This window comes from Enterobacter cloacae complex sp. I2 (assembly GCF_014896205.1).
Classification (GTDB): Bacteria; Pseudomonadota; Gammaproteobacteria; order Enterobacterales; family Enterobacteriaceae; genus Enterobacter; species Enterobacter quasihormaechei.
In genome coordinates, this window is the sequence record NZ_JADBRA010000009.1 from 94,045 (window position 1) to 111,932 (window position 17,888).

At 55.4% G+C, this 17,888-nt stretch carries 12 protein-coding genes; 7 read left to right on the forward strand and 5 right to left on the reverse strand.

What is annotated here, in order from left to right; translation table 11 throughout:
* Positions 1–491 precede the first annotated feature (491 nt).
* The 4 genes from pdhR (at position 492) to lpdA (ending at position 7,559) form a co-directional block, all read left to right on the forward strand.
* Positions 492–1,256, forward strand: coding sequence for a pyruvate dehydrogenase complex transcriptional repressor PdhR (gene pdhR / locus IM300_RS09815; RefSeq protein ID WP_006173806.1), 765 nt, complete (start codon positions 492–494; stop codon positions 1,254–1,256).
* 123 nt (positions 1,257–1,379) lie between these two features.
* Positions 1,380–4,043: a pyruvate dehydrogenase (acetyl-transferring), homodimeric type gene (aceE, locus tag IM300_RS09820; RefSeq protein ID WP_063867468.1), complete on the forward strand. Its 2,664-nt coding sequence runs from the start codon at positions 1,380–1,382 to the stop codon at positions 4,041–4,043.
* A 14-nt stretch (positions 4,044–4,057) separates the two neighbouring features.
* Positions 4,058–5,959: a pyruvate dehydrogenase complex dihydrolipoyllysine-residue acetyltransferase gene (gene aceF, locus IM300_RS09825; RefSeq protein ID WP_063450637.1), complete on the forward strand. Its 1,902-nt coding sequence runs from the start codon at positions 4,058–4,060 to the stop codon at positions 5,957–5,959.
* Between the two features lie 175 nt (positions 5,960–6,134).
* Positions 6,135–7,559, forward strand: a complete 1,425-nt coding sequence (gene lpdA, locus IM300_RS09830) for a dihydrolipoyl dehydrogenase (RefSeq protein ID WP_063450636.1) — start codon at positions 6,135–6,137, stop codon at positions 7,557–7,559.
* Between the two features lie 52 nt (positions 7,560–7,611).
* Here lpdA and IM300_RS09835 read toward each other — a convergent pair whose 3' ends face one another.
* Positions 7,612–8,403 (reverse strand): DUF2950 family protein, encoded by a 792-nt coding sequence (locus tag IM300_RS09835; RefSeq protein ID WP_193036324.1) that lies wholly within the window; start codon positions 8,401–8,403, stop codon positions 7,612–7,614.
* A 10-nt stretch (positions 8,404–8,413) separates the two neighbouring features.
* On the reverse strand, positions 8,414–9,907 hold the full coding sequence (locus IM300_RS09840; protein WP_193036326.1) for a DUF3300 domain-containing protein: 1,494 nt from the start codon (positions 9,905–9,907) through the stop codon (positions 8,414–8,416).
* An 894-nt stretch (positions 9,908–10,801) separates the two neighbouring features.
* Between IM300_RS09840 and acnB the strand changes: the two genes are divergently transcribed.
* Positions 10,802–13,399, forward strand: coding sequence for a bifunctional aconitate hydratase 2/2-methylisocitrate dehydratase (gene acnB, locus IM300_RS09845; RefSeq protein WP_112791967.1), 2,598 nt, complete (start codon positions 10,802–10,804; stop codon positions 13,397–13,399).
* A gap of 207 nt (positions 13,400–13,606) precedes the next feature.
* Positions 13,607–13,969, forward strand: coding sequence for a protein YacL (gene yacL / locus IM300_RS09850; RefSeq protein WP_022647069.1), 363 nt, complete (start codon positions 13,607–13,609; stop codon positions 13,967–13,969).
* Between the two features lie 31 nt (positions 13,970–14,000).
* Here yacL and speD read toward each other — a convergent pair whose 3' ends face one another.
* The 3 genes from speD to IM300_RS09865 all read right to left on the reverse strand — a co-directional run bounded on the left by speD (position 14,001) and on the right by IM300_RS09865 (position 16,114).
* Positions 14,001–14,795, reverse strand: a complete 795-nt coding sequence (speD, locus tag IM300_RS09855; protein WP_063450632.1) for an adenosylmethionine decarboxylase — start codon at positions 14,793–14,795, stop codon at positions 14,001–14,003.
* Positions 14,796–15,665 (reverse strand): polyamine aminopropyltransferase, encoded by an 870-nt coding sequence (gene speE, locus IM300_RS09860; RefSeq protein WP_063867472.1) that lies wholly within the window; start codon positions 15,663–15,665, stop codon positions 14,796–14,798. It abuts the gene before it with no gap.
* Positions 15,666–15,766: 101 nt separating this feature from the next.
* Positions 15,767–16,114, reverse strand: a complete 348-nt coding sequence (locus IM300_RS09865; RefSeq protein WP_003856306.1) for a YacC family pilotin-like protein — start codon at positions 16,112–16,114, stop codon at positions 15,767–15,769.
* A gap of 145 nt (positions 16,115–16,259) precedes the next feature.
* On the opposite strand from IM300_RS09865, the gene cueO reads away from it, so the two are divergent.
* A complete protein-coding gene (gene cueO, locus IM300_RS09870; protein ID WP_193036328.1) occupies positions 16,260–17,819 on the forward strand; it encodes a multicopper oxidase CueO in 1,560 nt (519 codons plus the stop codon).
* Positions 17,820–17,888 lie beyond the last annotated feature (69 nt).

Sequence of the window (17,888 nt, forward strand, 5' to 3'; positions counted from 1 at the left end):
ATTATGAAAGTCCATATTCTGTATTTATTTCTTTACGGTTAACGATACCGAAAAAAGCGGAGGTGGCTTCCGTTAGCGCCAGAATAGTGGTAAGTGCAGCCGAATGCACCTGCTTTATGAAGGGATGAAGACGACTTGAATAAAAAGAAACCAATTGTAAATCGGTACGTTAACCCCTCATACCCAACCTATAGAATAGAAATGCGTCAAAAGCGGGCGAATTTTCATATTTTGCCCTGTTGAATCGCTTCAGATTGCAATAACCCTCGTTTAATTATGGTTAAAACTGCCTCTTTGGGAGTAACCATTTCATTTGTGCAAAGTTACATTCCTGAAACGTTAGTTCTGTAAGGTTGTTAAAATCTGCCGGGTTTACTGATTTCAATCAAAACCAATATGGACAGAAGGTGAATACTTTGTTACTTTAGCGATACGAACATGAAATTGGTAAGACCAATTGACTCCGGGCAAAAAGGCGTAAGACAGGGAATATGGCCTACAGCAAAATTCGCCAACCAAAACTTTCCGATGTGATTGAGCAGCAGCTGGAGTTTTTAATTCTCGAAGGGACACTGCGCCCGGGCGAGAAGCTCCCGCCAGAACGCGAGCTGGCCAAACAGTTCGACGTTTCACGTCCCTCTCTGCGTGAGGCGATTCAACGTCTCGAAGCAAAGGGCCTGTTGCTCCGTCGCCAGGGTGGCGGAACCTTTGTGCAAAACAGCCTGTGGCAGAGCTTCAGCGATCCGCTGGTCGAACTTCTCTCTGACCACCCAGAATCCCAGTTTGATCTGCTTGAGACCCGTCACGCGCTGGAAGGTATTGCGGCCTATTACGCCGCCCTTCGCAGCACTGATGAAGATCGCGTGCGTATTCGCGAGCTGCATCAGGCCATTGAACGGGCACAGCAGTCCGGCGATTTAGACGCCGAGTCCAGCGCCGTCGTCCAGTATCAAATTGCCGTCACCGAAGCAGCACACAACGTGGTGCTCCTCCATCTGCTACGCTGCATGGAGCCGATGCTGGCCCAGAACGTTCGTCAGAATTTTGAATTGTTGTATGCCCGTCGGGAGATGCTCCCGCTGGTAAGCAACCATCGCACCCGAGTATTCGAGGCGATAATGGCCGGGGAACCGGAGCAGGCGCGTGAAGCGTCGCACCGCCATCTGGCTTTCATTGAGGAAATCTTGCTGGACCGCAGCCGTGAACAATCGCGTCGCGAACGTTCATTACGCCGCATACAGCAACGAAAGGATTAAGCGCCAGGTACTTTTAGAGCGCGGCAACTAAACGCAGAACCTGTCTTATTGTGTTTTCTGGGGAAAATACAATGGGACAGGTTCCAGACAAATCAACGTATTAGATAGATAAGGAATACCCCCATGTCAGAACGTCTCCAAAATGACGTGGATCCGATCGAAACTCGCGACTGGCTACAGGCGATCGAATCGGTCATCCGTGAAGAAGGTGTTGAGCGCGCTCAGTATCTGATTGATCAGCTGCTTTCAGAAGCGCGCAAAGGCGGCGTGAAAGTGGCTTCAGGTGCAGGGGCTAACAACTACGTAAACACGATTGCCGTCGAAGACGAACCGGAATACCCGGGCAATCTGGATCTGGAACGCCGTATCCGTTCTGCTATCCGCTGGAACGCCATCATGACCGTTCTGCGCGCATCCAAGAAAGACCTGGAGCTGGGTGGCCACATGGCGTCCTTCCAGTCTTCAGCGACCGTTTACGAAGTGTGCTTCAACCACTTCTTCCGTGCAGCTAACGAGAAAGATGGCGGCGATCTGGTGTACTTCCAGGGCCACATCTCTCCGGGCATCTATGCGCGTGCCTTCCTGGAAGGTCGTCTGACTGAAGAGCAGATGAACAACTTCCGTCAGGAAGTTCACGGTAAAGGTCTGTCTTCTTACCCGCACCCTAAACTGATGCCTGAGTTCTGGCAGTTCCCGACCGTTTCTATGGGTCTGGGCCCAATCGGTGCGATCTACCAGGCTAAATTCCTGAAGTATCTGGAACACCGTGGTCTGAAAGACACCTCTGAGCAGACCGTTTACGCCTTCCTGGGCGACGGTGAAATGGATGAGCCAGAATCTAAAGGTGCGATCACCATCGCAACCCGTGAGAAGCTGGACAACCTGTGCTTCATCATCAACTGTAACCTGCAACGTCTGGATGGTCCGGTAACCGGTAACGGCAAGATCATCAACGAGCTGGAAGGCATCTTCGCGGGTGCTGGCTGGAACGTGATCAAAGTCATGTGGGGCGGTCGTTGGGATGAGCTGCTGCGTAAAGACACCAGCGGTAAGCTGATCCAGCTGATGAACGAAACCGTTGACGGCGACTACCAGACCTTCAAATCCAAAGACGGTGCGTACGTACGTGAGCACTTCTTCGGTAAATACCCTGAAACCGCAGCACTGGTTGCAGACTGGACTGATGAGCAGATCTGGGCCCTGAACCGTGGCGGTCACGATCCGAAGAAAGTCTACGCTGCACTGAAAAAAGCGCAGGAAACCAAAGGTAAAGCGACTGTAATCCTGGCCCACACCATCAAAGGTTACGGCATGGGTGATACCGCAGAAGGTAAAAACATCGCTCACCAGGTTAAGAAAATGAACATGGACGGCGTGCGTTACATCCGCGACCGTTTCAACGTTCCAGTGACCGATGAGCAGGTAGAAAACCTGTCTTACATCACCTTCCCGGAAGGTTCTGAAGAGCACAAGTACCTGCACGAACGTCGTCAGGCGCTGAAAGGCTACCTGCCTGCTCGTCAGCCTAACTTCACCGAGAAGCTGGAACTGCCAGCGCTGGAAGACTTCTCTCAGCTGCTGGAAGAGCAGAACAAAGAGATCTCCACTACCATCGCTTTCGTTCGTGCCCTGAACGTGATGCTGAAGAACAAGTCGATCAAAGATCGTCTGGTTCCAATCATCGCCGACGAAGCGCGTACTTTCGGTATGGAAGGTCTGTTCCGTCAGATCGGTATCTACAGCCCGAACGGCCAGCAGTACACCCCGCAGGACCGTGAGCAGGTTGCCTACTACAAAGAAGACGAGAAAGGTCAGATCCTTCAGGAAGGTATCAACGAGCTGGGTGCAGGCGCATCCTGGCTGGCTGCTGCGACCTCTTACAGCACCAACAACCTGCCGATGATCCCGTTCTACATCTACTACTCCATGTTCGGGTTCCAGCGTATCGGTGACCTGTGCTGGCAGGCAGGCGACCAGCAGGCTCGCGGCTTCCTGATCGGTGGTACTTCTGGTCGTACGACCCTGAACGGTGAAGGTCTCCAGCACGAAGATGGCCACAGCCATATTCAGTCTCTGACTATCCCGAACTGTATCTCTTACGATCCGTCCTACGCGTACGAAGTGGCAGTCATCATGCATGACGGCTTGCAGCGCATGTACGGCGAAGCGCAAGAGAACATTTACTACTACATCACCACCCTGAACGAAAACTACCACATGCCGGCAATGCCAGCAGGTGCCGAGGAAGGTATCCGTAAAGGTATCTACAAACTCGAAACCATTGAAGGTAGCAAAGGTAAAGTTCAGCTGCTGGGCTCCGGCTCTATCCTGCGTCACGTTCGTGAAGCAGCGCAGATCCTGGCGAAAGACTACGGCGTCGGTTCCGACGTGTACAGCGTTACCTCCTTCACTGAACTGGCGCGTGATGGCCAGGATTGTGAGCGCTGGAACATGCTGCACCCACTGGAAACCCCACGCGTTCCGTACATCGCTCAGGTGATGAACGACGCGCCAGCGGTGGCGTCTACTGACTATATGAAACTGTTCGCTGAGCAGGTTCGTACTTACGTTCCAGCTGATGATTATCGCGTACTGGGTACTGACGGCTTCGGTCGTTCTGACAGCCGCGAAAACCTGCGTCACCACTTCGAAGTTGATGCTTCCTACGTGGTGGTAGCAGCACTGGGCGAACTGGCTAAACGTGGCGAAATCGATAAGAAAGTGGTTGCGGACGCAATTACCAAATTCAACATCGATGCAGATAAAGTTAACCCGCGTCTGGCGTAAGAGGTAAAAGAATAATGGCTATCGAAATCAATGTACCGGACATCGGGGCTGATGAAGTTGAAATCACCGAGATCCTGGTCAAAGTGGGCGACAAAGTTGAAGCTGAACAGTCGCTGATCACCGTAGAAGGCGACAAAGCCTCTATGGAAGTCCCGTCTCCTCAGGCTGGCATCGTTAAGGAGATCAAAGTCTCCGTTGGCGATAAAACCGAGACCGGCAAACTGATCATGATTTTCGATTCCGCCGACGGTGCAGCAGCTGCTGCACCTGCGCAGGAAGAGAAGAAAGAAGCCGCTCCGGCCGCCGCTGCTCCAGCAGCTGCCGCGAGCGCGAAAGACGTTAACGTGCCTGACATCGGCGGTGACGAAGTTGAAGTTACCGAAATCCTGGTGAAAGTGGGCGACAAAGTTGAAGCTGAGCAGTCACTGATCACCGTAGAAGGCGACAAAGCCTCTATGGAAGTACCGGCGCCGTTCGCGGGTACCGTGAAAGAGATCAAGATCAACACCGGTGACAAAGTGTCTACTGGTTCCCTGATCATGGTCTTTGAAGTGGCGGGCGCTGAAGGCGCTGCGGCTCCAGCGAAAGCGGAAGCTGCTCCGGCTCAGGCGGCTGCACCAGCGGCTGCTGGCGGTGCGAAAGACGTTAACGTACCGGACATCGGCGGTGACGAAGTTGAGGTCACCGAAGTGATGGTGAAAGTGGGCGATAAAGTTGCCGCTGAACAGTCACTGATCACCGTTGAAGGCGACAAGGCTTCCATGGAAGTGCCTGCGCCGTTCGCCGGTACCGTTAAAGAGATCAAAATCAGCACCGGCGACAAAGTGTCTACCGGCTCCCTGATCATGGTCTTCGAAGTGGAAGGCGCTGCGCCTGCCGCAGCTCCGGCTGCCGCGGCTGCTCCAGCACCGGCTGCTGCACCGGCTCAGGCTGCTAAACCAGCCGCTGCCCCTGCTGCAAAAGCAGAAAAATCTGAGTTTGCTGAAAACGACGCATACGTCCACGCGACTCCGCTGATCCGTCGCCTGGCGCGCGAGTTCGGCGTGAACCTGGCGAAAGTGAAAGGCACCGGCCGTAAGGGTCGTATCCTGCGCGAAGACGTTCAGGCTTACGTGAAAGACGCGGTGAAACGCGCCGAAGCTGCACCTGCGGCAGCCGCTGGCGGCGGTATCCCGGGCATGCTGCCATGGCCGAAAGTGGACTTCAGCAAGTTCGGCGAAATCGAAGAAGTGGAGCTGGGCCGTATCCAGAAAATCTCTGGTGCTAACCTGAGCCGTAACTGGGTGATGATCCCGCACGTTACCCACTTCGATAAGACCGATATCACCGATCTGGAAGCGTTCCGTAAACAGCAGAACGCCGAAGCCGAGAAGCGTAAGCTGGACGTGAAATTCACCCCAGTGGTCTTCATCATGAAAGCCGTTGCCGCTGCTCTGGAGCAGATGCCACGCTTCAACAGCTCCCTGTCCGAAGACGGCCAGAAGCTGACGCTGAAGAAATACATCAACATCGGTGTTGCGGTAGATACGCCAAATGGTCTGGTTGTTCCGGTCTTCAAGGACGTGAACAAGAAGAGCATTACCGAGCTGTCCCGTGAACTGACCACCATCTCCAAGAAAGCGCGTGATGGTAAGCTGACTGCCGGCGAAATGCAGGGCGGCTGCTTCACTATCTCCAGCATCGGCGGCCTGGGTACCACCCACTTCGCGCCGATTGTTAACGCGCCGGAAGTGGCTATCCTCGGTGTGTCCAAGTCCGCGATGGAGCCGGTGTGGAATGGCAAAGAGTTCGTGCCGCGTCTGATGATGCCAATCTCTCTGTCCTTCGACCACCGCGTGATTGACGGGGCTGATGGTGCGCGTTTCATCACCATCATCAACAACACCCTGAGCGACATTCGCCGCCTGGTGATGTAATCGAAAAGCCGGCCAATCGGCCGGCTTTTTTCTGATAATCTCATGGGGCTTTTGAGGTTATTGGTGAAAGCGATAATTCGTGAGCCGTTTGTTGTTTCAAAATTGTTAACAATTTTGTAAAATACGGGCGGATAGAACGACCCGGTGGACGACGGGTATACATTAAGAGGTCATGATGAGCACAGAAATCAAAACTCAGGTCGTAGTACTTGGGGCAGGCCCGGCAGGTTACTCCGCAGCATTTCGCGCAGCGGATTTAGGTCTGGAAACCGTCATCGTAGAACGTTACAGCACCCTCGGCGGTGTTTGTCTGAACGTCGGCTGTATCCCTTCTAAAGCGCTGCTGCACGTAGCGAAAGTTATCGAAGAAGCCAAAGCGCTGGCTGAACACGGTATCGTCTTCGGCGAGCCAAAAACCGACATCGACAAAATCCGTACCTGGAAAGAGAAAGTTATCACTCAGCTGACCGGTGGTCTGGCTGGCATGGCGAAAGGCCGTAAGGTAAAAGTGGTTAACGGTCTGGGTAAATTCACCGGTGCGAACACCCTGGAAGTGGAAGGCGAAAACGGCAAAACCGTGATCAACTTCGACAACGCGATCATCGCGGCAGGCTCTCGCCCAATCGAACTGCCATTCATTCCACATGAAGATCCGCGCGTGTGGGATTCCACCGATGCCCTGGAGCTGAAAACCGTTCCTAAGCGCCTGCTGGTGATGGGCGGCGGTATCATCGGTCTGGAAATGGGTACCGTGTACCATGCGCTGGGTTCAGAGATCGACGTGGTTGAAATGTTCGACCAGGTGATCCCGGCTGCTGACAAAGACATCGTTAAAGTCTTCACCAAGCGCATCAGCAAGAAATTCAACCTGATGCTGGAAACCAAAGTGACTGCCGTTGAAGCGAAAGAAGACGGTATTTACGTTTCCATGGAAGGCAAAAAAGCCCCTGCTGAACCACAGCGTTACGACGCCGTGCTGGTGGCTATCGGCCGCGTGCCGAACGGTAAAAACCTTGACGCCGGTAAAGCGGGCGTGGAAGTGGACGACCGTGGCTTCATCCGCGTTGACAAACAGCTGCGCACCAACGTGCCGCACATCTTTGCTATCGGCGACATCGTCGGTCAGCCAATGCTGGCGCACAAAGGCGTTCACGAAGGTCACGTTGCCGCTGAAGTTATCGCCGGCATGAAGCACTACTTCGATCCGAAAGTGATCCCATCTATCGCGTACACCGAGCCAGAAGTGGCATGGGTCGGTCTGACCGAGAAAGAAGCGAAAGAGAAAGGCATCAGCTACGAAACCGCCACCTTCCCGTGGGCTGCTTCTGGCCGTGCTATCGCGTCCGACTGCGCAGACGGTATGACCAAGCTGATCTTCGACAAAGAGACTCACCGCGTGATCGGTGGTGCGATTGTCGGCACCAACGGCGGCGAGCTGCTGGGTGAAATCGGTCTGGCTATCGAAATGGGCTGTGACGCGGAAGACATCGCGCTGACCATCCACGCGCACCCGACTCTGCACGAGTCCGTGGGCCTGGCGGCAGAAGTGTTTGAAGGTAGCATCACTGACCTGCCAAACGCGAAAGCGAAGAAGAAATAAGTTTCTTCAGATGAAAAAAGCGGCCTGAGGCCGCTTTTTTTATGCGCTGCGTTTAAGGGGCGACAGGCTGCCAGGTTTTATCCGGGTGATATTCAGACAGAGCCTGCGCTTTCTGCGCTGAGTCGTTACCGAGATCAGCCTGATAGACCTCGTCATTCTGGTTTACAACAAAGCTCATTATCCCCGTCTGACCGTAGCTCACGGGCCAGGCAACCATGGCAAAGCCATTCTTATCCGACAGGATGCGGAAGCGATAGCCATGGTAACCCGCCCCCGGCTGTGGTGGACTAAACGCCGGGCCAAGCGGACTTGGCGCATCGCCAGGCGAGACGGGCCAGTACAGCCCATCCTTTTTCCCTTCAGAACTGACAATTTTCTGCACGTATTTCTGGTTCAGTGCAAAGTACCGCAGCTGCGCATCGACGTAGGCGTGAAGCGCTTCGATGGCCGCGAGCTCGTTGCGACCGATTTCGCGGGTCTGGATCTCTTCAGCGGCTTTCTGCATGTCGAACTGCCAGCCTGAGGCGGTTTTGATTACCGGTATCGGCAGCTGCCAGCCGTTCTTGCCCACCGCCAGGTGCGCCACGTCGCCATTGACGACGGTTTCATGGCGAACCTTCCAGTCTCTCAGAAAACGATCCACAGCATCGGGATCGACACCTTCGGGCGGCAGAACGTCGCGCCATTTTTCGCCGAGCAGCGCGCTCATCGCGCTTTCGTTGTGCTCGCTGATGGCGGTTGCCAGCGCGCGGGTCGCCCGATCCGGCGAGCTGAAGGATTGCTGCGCCATAACCGCTGCCGACACCATGAACAACACCATTCCACTGAGTAGTTTACTTTTCATGTCGGCTCCCTTAACGATGACGGAATTCGCGGTGTTCGGTACGGTCGGCGGTGCGCTGTCGGGGATGCTGCTGTGCCGACAGGTGGCGGCTTTGCGCCCCGCGCTGCTGCTGGGCCTGCCAGGAGGCCGAGCGGCTGTCGTTGCCGCTCAGGGCATTGGCGCGGTGTGCGCTGGCAGGGTGCCGTGCCGTCTGCGTAATACGCTTCTCAGGAGCCTGATGATTTTCATGCTGCGGCGCGCTGGTCCGTTGTACGGCTTGCGGCCTGGCGTCATACCCGCGGAAATTATTGCGCTGTGATATTTGCTTAAGCTGCTGCGTTGAGGCCAGACGCTGAGCGTCTCGTGCATCCGTATGTGTCGATTGTGGGAACGTTTTTCCCGTCGCTTTTTCCATCTGGCTGAGAGCGGCCTGGCGCTGGCTGTCGCGATTGACCGGCCTTTGCTGGGTCGTACTTAATCCCGTTGCCGCGTTCGTGGAGTGGAAACGGCTAACCAGTTGGTTATTCGGATAAGCCACGCCTTCACGATAAGCAGGGTTGTGCTGCCAGGTGCGGTCATTGCCGTTCAGGTGCTGCCCGCTGATTCTGTTGAAGTTATCCACGTTGATATTGATATTGTTATCACCGTTACGGTTATAGCCGCCGTGATTGTCCCAGTCATCATCGTGATGATGGTGATCCCAGTTGTCGTCATCCCAGTCGATATTGCTGAAGATGGCGTAGGTTGTCGCGACCCCGAGGCTGAAGCCTAACCCTTTAACGAGGCTGTCGGTAAACTGTTCGCCGGGTGAGGGCGGGAGATAGACCGGCGGGTACGCGGGTTCAGGCCAGGTGCCGTAAACCGTATTCGGGTTATAGGTAGGGACATACACCACCTGCGGATCGGCGGATTCAATCTTAATCACCGTTGGGCTGGAGGGGGTTGCGGTTGTCGCGGTTTTTGTCGGTACAGCCTTCGTGACGGTGGTGACCGTCTGCTGCGGCGTGGATTGTAGCGCACCCGTTTGTTGTGCCAGCAGGCGCAACCGCTGTACTGAATCCATCACATCCTTCGGCTGTGCAAGAAAGGCATCCCCCAGGTTCTGTACCCACGGCGGATTTTCGCCCATCAGCGACATCAGCTGAGGAAACGCGACCAGCGATTTTACGCTGGGATCCCATGGCTGGTTGGCGACCGCCTGAATGGCGTTATCCCCCTGCATTTTGGGGTTATCTTTTGACCACTGCGCGGCCTGTATAACGTTAGACGGGTAGGTCGACGCCATCAGGATTTGCGACAGCAGGGCATCCGGGTAAAGCGCAACAGGGGCTACCCACTGGTCGATTTGCGCAGCAGTGTAGGCCGGGGTAGCGACGGCCACAGGTTGGGTTGCCGGTGGGGCAGGGGGCTGTGCAACCGGAGCAGGCTCCGTTACGCGGCTTTTAACAAACAAGACGCCCGAGGCGGCAAACAGTCCCGCACTGCAAAGCAGAACAAGAAGATGGGGTTTAGAAGGCAACTTCATAAAATGGCTCCAACGAGACGAGTGCAGTGCCGGGAGGCGTTGCTGTTGCCGCGAGTATCATTCACCCGTGTTTTACCGTTTTGACTTTTCTTGGGAAACCACCCGGCGCGTCCGGATAAAGAGTGTGTGCATTTATTACACAATTATATCTGGTGGCTAAAAAGGCGACGGGAATTCAGAAGGCCGCTCTTGCGAGCGGCCAGCAGCTAGTTGCCGAGGTTGACGACAAACAGCACCGTGATGTCGGATATGCTCCAGCCACCGTGCAGTGCGGTAAGCAGTAAACCAATCACAACGATCAGCGCAGTGATTCGCATCTCCATTGCGTGCGTTCCTGTACAGGCTACGCGGGTTCATTCTCCACCGGGAAAGGCAGAACCAGGCAAATGAGTACATTGCCGCGTAGGTTACGGAACTGCTCCCGGGCCCGGTGACTGGTTGCTACACCAGCGAAGCAGGCCGAGCGCAACAGTATTACAGCCGATATGGACTTAAAAGAGGCGAAATGAAGTTTCATTCTTTTTCATGCGGAACTGGATGGAGGCTCGTAAAGACAGAACATGTGCTTGCAGATCTGCATACACAGGAGCATTATTTATGGCGAGTGCATTGCCGCTAAACTGCCAGCCCGGTGTGCTACCACCGCAAGGCAACAAATTAACCGCTATCAGGCGGTTTTTTTGTGTCCAAAAGTCGACGCGTCTCCCCGCTACACCATGCTTAACGATTCAGCAAATAATTTAATGTTGCTTTTTTGTAAACAGATTAACACTGTGCAGAAATCCTGCTATGCTGCCCGACGCGGTATCGGGCATTTACCCTACAAACTGCTGTCTCACAGGAGCGTGAAGAGAACGCCCGCCGCATATGACAATGAGAGCGAGGAGAACCGTCGTGCTAGAAGAATACCGTAAGCACGTAGCAGAACGTGCCGCCGAGGGAATTGTACCCAAACCTTTAGATGCAACCCAAATGGCCGCGCTCGTCGAGCTGCTGAAGAACCCGCCTAAGGGCGAAGAAGAATTCCTGTTGGATCTGTTGATCAACCGTGTACCGCCTGGCGTAGATGAAGCTGCCTACGTAAAAGCCGGATTCCTTGCCGCCGTTGCCAAAGGCGAAGCCACCTCCCCACTGGTTACTCCTGAAAAAGCGATTGAACTGCTCGGCACCATGCAGGGCGGCTACAACATTCATCCGCTGATTGATGCGCTGGATAACGACACGCTGGCACCGATTGCCGCCAAAGCGCTCTCTTCAACGCTGCTGATGTTCGATAACTTCTACGATGTGGAAGAAAAAGCCAAAGCGGGCAACGTTTACGCGAAGCAGGTCATGCAGTCCTGGGCCGATGCCGAATGGTTCCTGAACCGCCCTGCGCTGGCTGAAAAAATTACCGTGACCGTCTTTAAGGTGACCGGTGAAACCAACACCGATGACCTGTCTCCGGCACCGGACGCGTGGTCTCGTCCTGATATCCCGCTGCACGCTCTGGCGATGCTGAAAAACGCCCGTGAAGGGATCGAGCCGGATCAGCCGGGCGTAGTGGGCCCGATCAAACAGATCGAAACGCTGCAACAAAAAGGTTTCCCGCTGGCCTACGTCGGTGATGTTGTGGGTACCGGTTCTTCCCGTAAGTCCGCAACCAACTCCGTGCTGTGGTTCATGGGCGACGATATTCCGCACGTGCCGAACAAGCGCGGCGGCGGCCTGTGCCTCGGCGGCAAAATTGCACCGATCTTCTTCAACACCATGGAAGATGCGGGCGCGCTGCCGATCGAAGTAGATGTTTCTAACCTGAACATGGGCGACGTGATTGACGTTTACCCGTTCAAGGGCGAAGTGCGCAACCACGAAACCAACGAACTGCTGGCAAGCTTCGAGCTGAAAACCGACGTGCTGATCGACGAAGTGCGTGCCGGTGGACGTATCCCGCTGATCATCGGTCGTGGCCTGACCACCAAAGCGCGTGAAGCGCTGGGTCTGCCGCACAGTGACGTATTCCGTCAGGCGAAAGACGTGGCGGAAAGCAACCGCGGCTTCTCGCTGGCACAGAAAATGGTGGGTCGCGCCTGCGGCGTTGCCGGTATCCGTCCTGGCGCGTACTGCGAGCCGAAGATGACCTCAGTGGGTTCTCAGGACACCACTGGCCCAATGACCCGTGATGAACTGAAAGACCTGGCGTGCCTGGGCTTCTCTTCTGACCTGGTGATGCAGTCCTTCTGCCACACGGCGGCGTATCCTAAGCCGGTTGACGTGACCACGCACCACACGCTGCCGGACTTCATCATGAACCGCGGCGGTGTCTCCCTGCGCCCGGGTGATGGCGTCATCCACTCCTGGCTGAACCGCATGCTGCTGCCGGATACCGTGGGCACCGGCGGTGATTCCCATACCCGTTTCCCAATCGGGATCTCCTTCCCGGCGGGCTCCGGCCTGGTGGCGTTTGCAGCGGCGACCGGCGTAATGCCGCTCGACATGCCTGAATCCGTGCTGGTGCGCTTCAAGGGCAAAATGCAGCCGGGCATCACGCTGCGCGACCTGGTTCACGCGATCCCGCTGTACGCCATCAAACAGGGGCTGCTGACCGTTGAGAAGAAAGGGAAGAAAAACATCTTCTCTGGTCGCATTCTGGAAATTGAAGGGCTGCCGGATCTGAAAGTTGAGCAGGCGTTCGAGCTGACCGACGCCTCCGCCGAGCGTTCTGCGGCAGGCTGTACCATCAAGCTGAACAAAGAGCCGATTATCGAGTATCTGACCTCCAACATCGTGCTGCTGAAGTGGATGATTGCAGAAGGGTACGGCGACCGTCGTACGCTGGAGCGTCGTATTCAGGGCATGGAAAAATGGCTGGCGGATCCGCAGCTGCTGGAAGCCGACGCTGACGCAGAGTACGCGGCGGTGATCGACATCGATCTGGCGGATATCAAAGAGCCGATCCTGTGCGCGCCAAACGATCCTGACGATGCGCGTCTGCTTTCAGACGTACAGGGCGATAAGATCGACGAAGTGTTCATCGGCTCCTGCATGACCAACATCGGCCACTTCCGCGCCGCCGGTAAGCTGCTGGATACCCACAAGGGCCAGCTGCCGACCCGCCTGTGGGTGGCGCCGCCAACCCGTATGGACGCGGCACAGCTGACGGAAGAAGGCTACTACAGCGTGTTCGGTAAGAGCGGGGCGCGTATTGAAATCCCTGGCTGTTCCCTGTGCATGGGCAACCAGGCGCGCGTGGCCGACGGTGCGACAGTGGTTTCCACCTCTACCCGTAACTTCCCGAACCGTTTAGGTACCGGTGCGAACGTCTACCTGGCCTCTGCGGAGCTGGCGGCGGTTGCGGCGCTGATTGGCAAACTGCCAACGCCGGAAGAGTACCAGACCTTTGTGGCGCAGGTGGATAAGACGGCGGTGGATACCTATCGCTATCTGAACTTCGACCAGCTCTCTCAGTACACCGAGAAGGCTGACGGGGTGATCTTCCAGACGGCAGTATAAATGCTACCCTCTCCCGTGGGAGAGGGGCTGGGGGTGAGGGCACCAGACCGCACCTGACCCATTGCCCGGTGGCGCTACGCTTACCGGGCCTACAAAACCCATCGCAACGTCGGTGGGTTTTTTATTTTCATTCCTCCCACCTCTCCCGCTTTTTTTCTTCCTCTCTGCTGCGATAATTACCCTAATGGCTTTGCAGAGGAAAACGCTATGGATTACGAATTTTTGCGCGACATCACCGGCGTGGTGAAAGTGCGAATGTCGATGGGGCACGAAGCCGTTGGGCACTGGTTTAACGAAGAGGTGAAAGAGAACCTCGCGCTGCTGGATGAAGTCGAACAGGCGGCGGAAACGGTGAAAGGCAGTGAACGCTCCTGGCAACGTGCCGGGCATGAGTACACCCTGTGGATGGATGGCGAAGAGGTGATGGTGCGCGCCAACCAGCTGGAGTTTTCGGGGGATGAGATGGAAGAGGGGATGAGCTACTACGACGAAGAGAGCCTGTCGCTGTGCGGTGTGGAAGACTTCCTGAAAGTGGTGAACGCCTACCGCGACTTTATGAAACAGAAGTAACTCCCCGAAGCATCCCTGCTTCGGGTCACGTTTACACGGTCGGAATATTGCGGCCGTAGTAGATCTCGCGCATCTCTTTCCAGAGCAGGTCGGTAATGACCTTACGCTCTTCTTCACTCAAATCTTCCGGCCTGGTGTGGAACATATAGTGCTTAAGGTCGAACTCCTTAAGCATCATCTTGGTATGGAAGATATTTTCCTGATAGACGTTCACATCCATCATGTCGTACAGCGACTTCATATCGTCGGACATGAAGTTCTGAATGGAGTTGATCTCATGATCGATGAAGTGCTTCATGCCATTGATATCACGGGTAAAACCGCGCACACGATAATCAATGGTGACGATGTCTGATTCCAGCTGGTGGATTAAATAATTCAACGCATTCAGCGGTGAAATCACCCCGCAGGTCGACACTTCAATATCCGCGCGGAACGTACACAGTCCGCCTTCAGGGTGGCTTTCCGGATAGGTGTGAACGCAGATATGGCTTTTATCGAGGTGCGCCACCACCACTTCGGGCAGCGGGCCGGGATGTTCGGTTTTGTCGATCAGCTGCGGGTCAACCGGCTCTTCACTGACCAGGATGGTGACGCTCGCACCCTGAGGCTCATAATCCTGGCGCGCAATGTTCAGGATGTTCGCGCCGATAATCGAGCAGGTCTCTGACAGGATCTCGGTCAGACGGTTGGCGTTGTAGAGTTCATCGATATAGGCGATATAACCATCGCGCTCTTCTGCCGTTTTGGCGTAGCAGATATCGTAAATACAAAAACTCAGGCTTTTGGTCAGATTGTTAAAGCCATGCAGTTTAAGCTTTTTCAATTAGTTCACCTCCTTTGAGGACAGCGCATCTTGCAGGTATTGAGGCAACGCAAAGGCTGCGGTGTGGATCGCCGGATTGTAGTATCGGCACGTGAGTCCGGCCTGGTGGAAGCGGGCCTGAATGATTTCGGTGGAGAGATGGCGCAGGACGTCGTTATCCGTCGCCCAGGCAAAGGTCATAATCCCGCCGTAGTAGGTCGGGATCGCCGCCTGATAGAAGCTGACGTCGCTAAAATAGGTGCTCAGCTTACGGTGGCTATCCAGCGCTTCATCCTGTTGCAGGAAGCAGACGCCGTTTTGCGCCACAAAAATCCCACCAGGTTTCAGGCAGCGCTTGCAGCCTTCGTAAAACGAAGAGGTAAACAGCGACGCGCCGGGGCCGATAGGGTCGGTACAGTCAGAGATAATGACATCAAACGTTTGCGTAGTCTGATTAACAAAATTGACGCCATCGTCGATAACCAGCTGAAAGCGCGGATCGTCATAGCTGCCGGCATTGTGGTTTGGCAGATACTGGCGGCAAAACGACACCACCCCGGCGTCGATTTCCACCATGGTGATGGTTTCGACATTCTGGTGGCGAGAGACTTCACGCAGCATGGCGCCGTCACCGCCCCCAATAATCAGCACGTGCTTCGCGTGGCCGTGGGCCAGCAGCGGGACGTGGGTCATCATTTCGTGATAGATAAACTCGTCGCGCTCGGTGGTCTGCACCACGCCATCCAGCGCCATGACGCGGCCAAAGGCAGCGTTCTCGAAGATTATCAGATCCTGATGATCGGTTTTCTCATGATAGAGCACGTTATCCACGGCAAAATATTGACCAAACTGGTCATGCAGCGTTTCTTGCCATACCGTTTTATCGGTCATGGGGAGCACCTCCTTCGTTAACATCCATTACATCCGGCAGATGGGCGCAACACAAAACCGCCGTGAGGCGGTTAGCGGGTCAACAAGGGGCGTCGGGAAGGTTACTTCACGTAGGCGAGCAGGCTGAGTGAATCGCGTGCCAGCGCTTTGCATTTTTTAGCAGTGGGAATACCGATACCGCTTAAATCACGGTAGCTGTCTTCACCGAGCGCCTTCATGTCGAAGCTGTCGTAGTTGCTGAGGTCCCATTGGTTCTGCTGGGCAAAAAAGACCAGTGCGCGACGAATTTGCCCATTGGGTAAATTCTGGTAACCACAATCGTTCTTCAGAAAAACAAAAACTGCCGTCAGATCGGCCATATCTTCCGCTTCGTTTTCACTAAGCGCGTAACTGTTCGCACACATCGCCATCAGGCTGGCGAACAAAATTGTTCTGAAAAACGTCTTCATTGCCTTTACCATTGCATCACGGAAAATTAACGTTAGCATACTTGATGCCAGGCCGACGATCTTTATTATTGCCGCCGTGCTTGACCTTCCGGTAAGGGGAGGGTTTATGCTCAAAAGATCGCCGCCTGGAAATAAGGAAATGCACATGCAACGTCGTGATTTTTTAAAATATTCTGCCGCGCTGGGGGTTGCCAGCGCGTTACCGCTCTGGAGCCGCGCTGTTTTTGCCGCCGACAGACCTGCTTTACCGATCCCTGAGTTACTCAGCGCAGATGCCCGTAGCCGCATCCAGCTTGTGGTGCAGGCAGGCAAAACCACGTTCGGGCAACACGCCGCGACGACGTGGGGTTATAACGGCAATCTGCTCGGCCCGGCGTTGCAGCTACGAAAAGGGAAAGCGGTGACGGTAGACATTCATAACTCGCTTTCTGAAGAGACCACGGTGCACTGGCACGGGCTGGAAGTCCCGGGCGAAGTGGATGGTGGTCCCCAGGGCGTTATCAAGCCTGGGGGTAAACGCAGCGTAACCTTTACCCCTGACCAGCGGGCGGCAACCTGCTGGTTCCACCCGCATCAGCATGGCAAAACGGGCCATCAGGTGGCGATGGGGCTGGCCGGACTGGTGTTGATTGAGGATGACGAAAGCCGCCTCCTGCGCCTGCCAAAACAGTGGGGTATCGACGATGTTCCGGTGATTGTGCAGGACAAAAAATTCAGCGCTGACGGGCAAATTGACTATCAGCTGGATGTGATGAGCGCGGCGGTAGGCTGGTTTGGCGATACGTTGCTGACCAACGGGGCAATCTACCCACAGCATGCCGCCCCGAAAGGCTGGCTGCGCTTACGCCTGCTTAACGGCTGTAACGCCCGCTCGCTGAACTTCGCCACCAGCGATAAGCGCCCACTTTATGTGGTGGCAAGCGACGGCGGCCTGCTGCCGGAACCGGTAAAAGTGAGCGAGCTGCCGATGCTGATGGGCGAACGCTTCGAGGTGCTGGTGGATATCAGCGATGGTAAAGCGTTTGACCTCGTGACCCTGCCGGTCAGCCAGATGGGGATGGCCGTCGCGCCGTTTGATAAACCACACCCGGTGCTGCGCATTCAGCCACTACAGATCACCGCCTCCGGCACTCTGCCGGACACCCTGACCACGCTGCCAGCGCTCCCGTCGCTGGATGGGCTGACGCAGCGTAAGCTTCAGCTCTCTATGGACCCGATGCTCGACATGATGGGCATGCAGGCGCTGATGAAGAAGTATGGCAATCAGGCCATGGCGGGAATGCACCACGGCCAGATGATGGGCCACATGAATATGGACCACGGCAAAATGGGCGGCATGGATCACGGCGGTCATGGTTTCGATTTCCACAACGCCAACCGTATCAACGGCCAGGCGTTCGATATGAACACACCGATGTTCGCCGCAACGAAAGGGCAGTTTGAGCGCTGGGTCATTTCAGGCGAAGGCGACATGATGCTGCACCCGTTCCATATCCACGGCACGCAGTTCCGCATTCTCTCCGAGAACGGTAAAGCGCCGGACGCGCATCGCGCGGGCTGGAAAGATACGGTGAGGGTGGAAGGCGGCGTCAGCGAGGTGCTGGTGAAGTTCGACCACGAGGCGCCGAAAGAGTTTGCTTATATGGCGCACTGTCACCTGCTGGAGCATGAAGATACGGGGATGATGCTGGGCTTTACCGTATAAAAAAAGCCGGGTGGCGGCTTCGCCTTACCCGGCCTACATAGGACACCCGAAAGCCCGGTATGCGTTAGC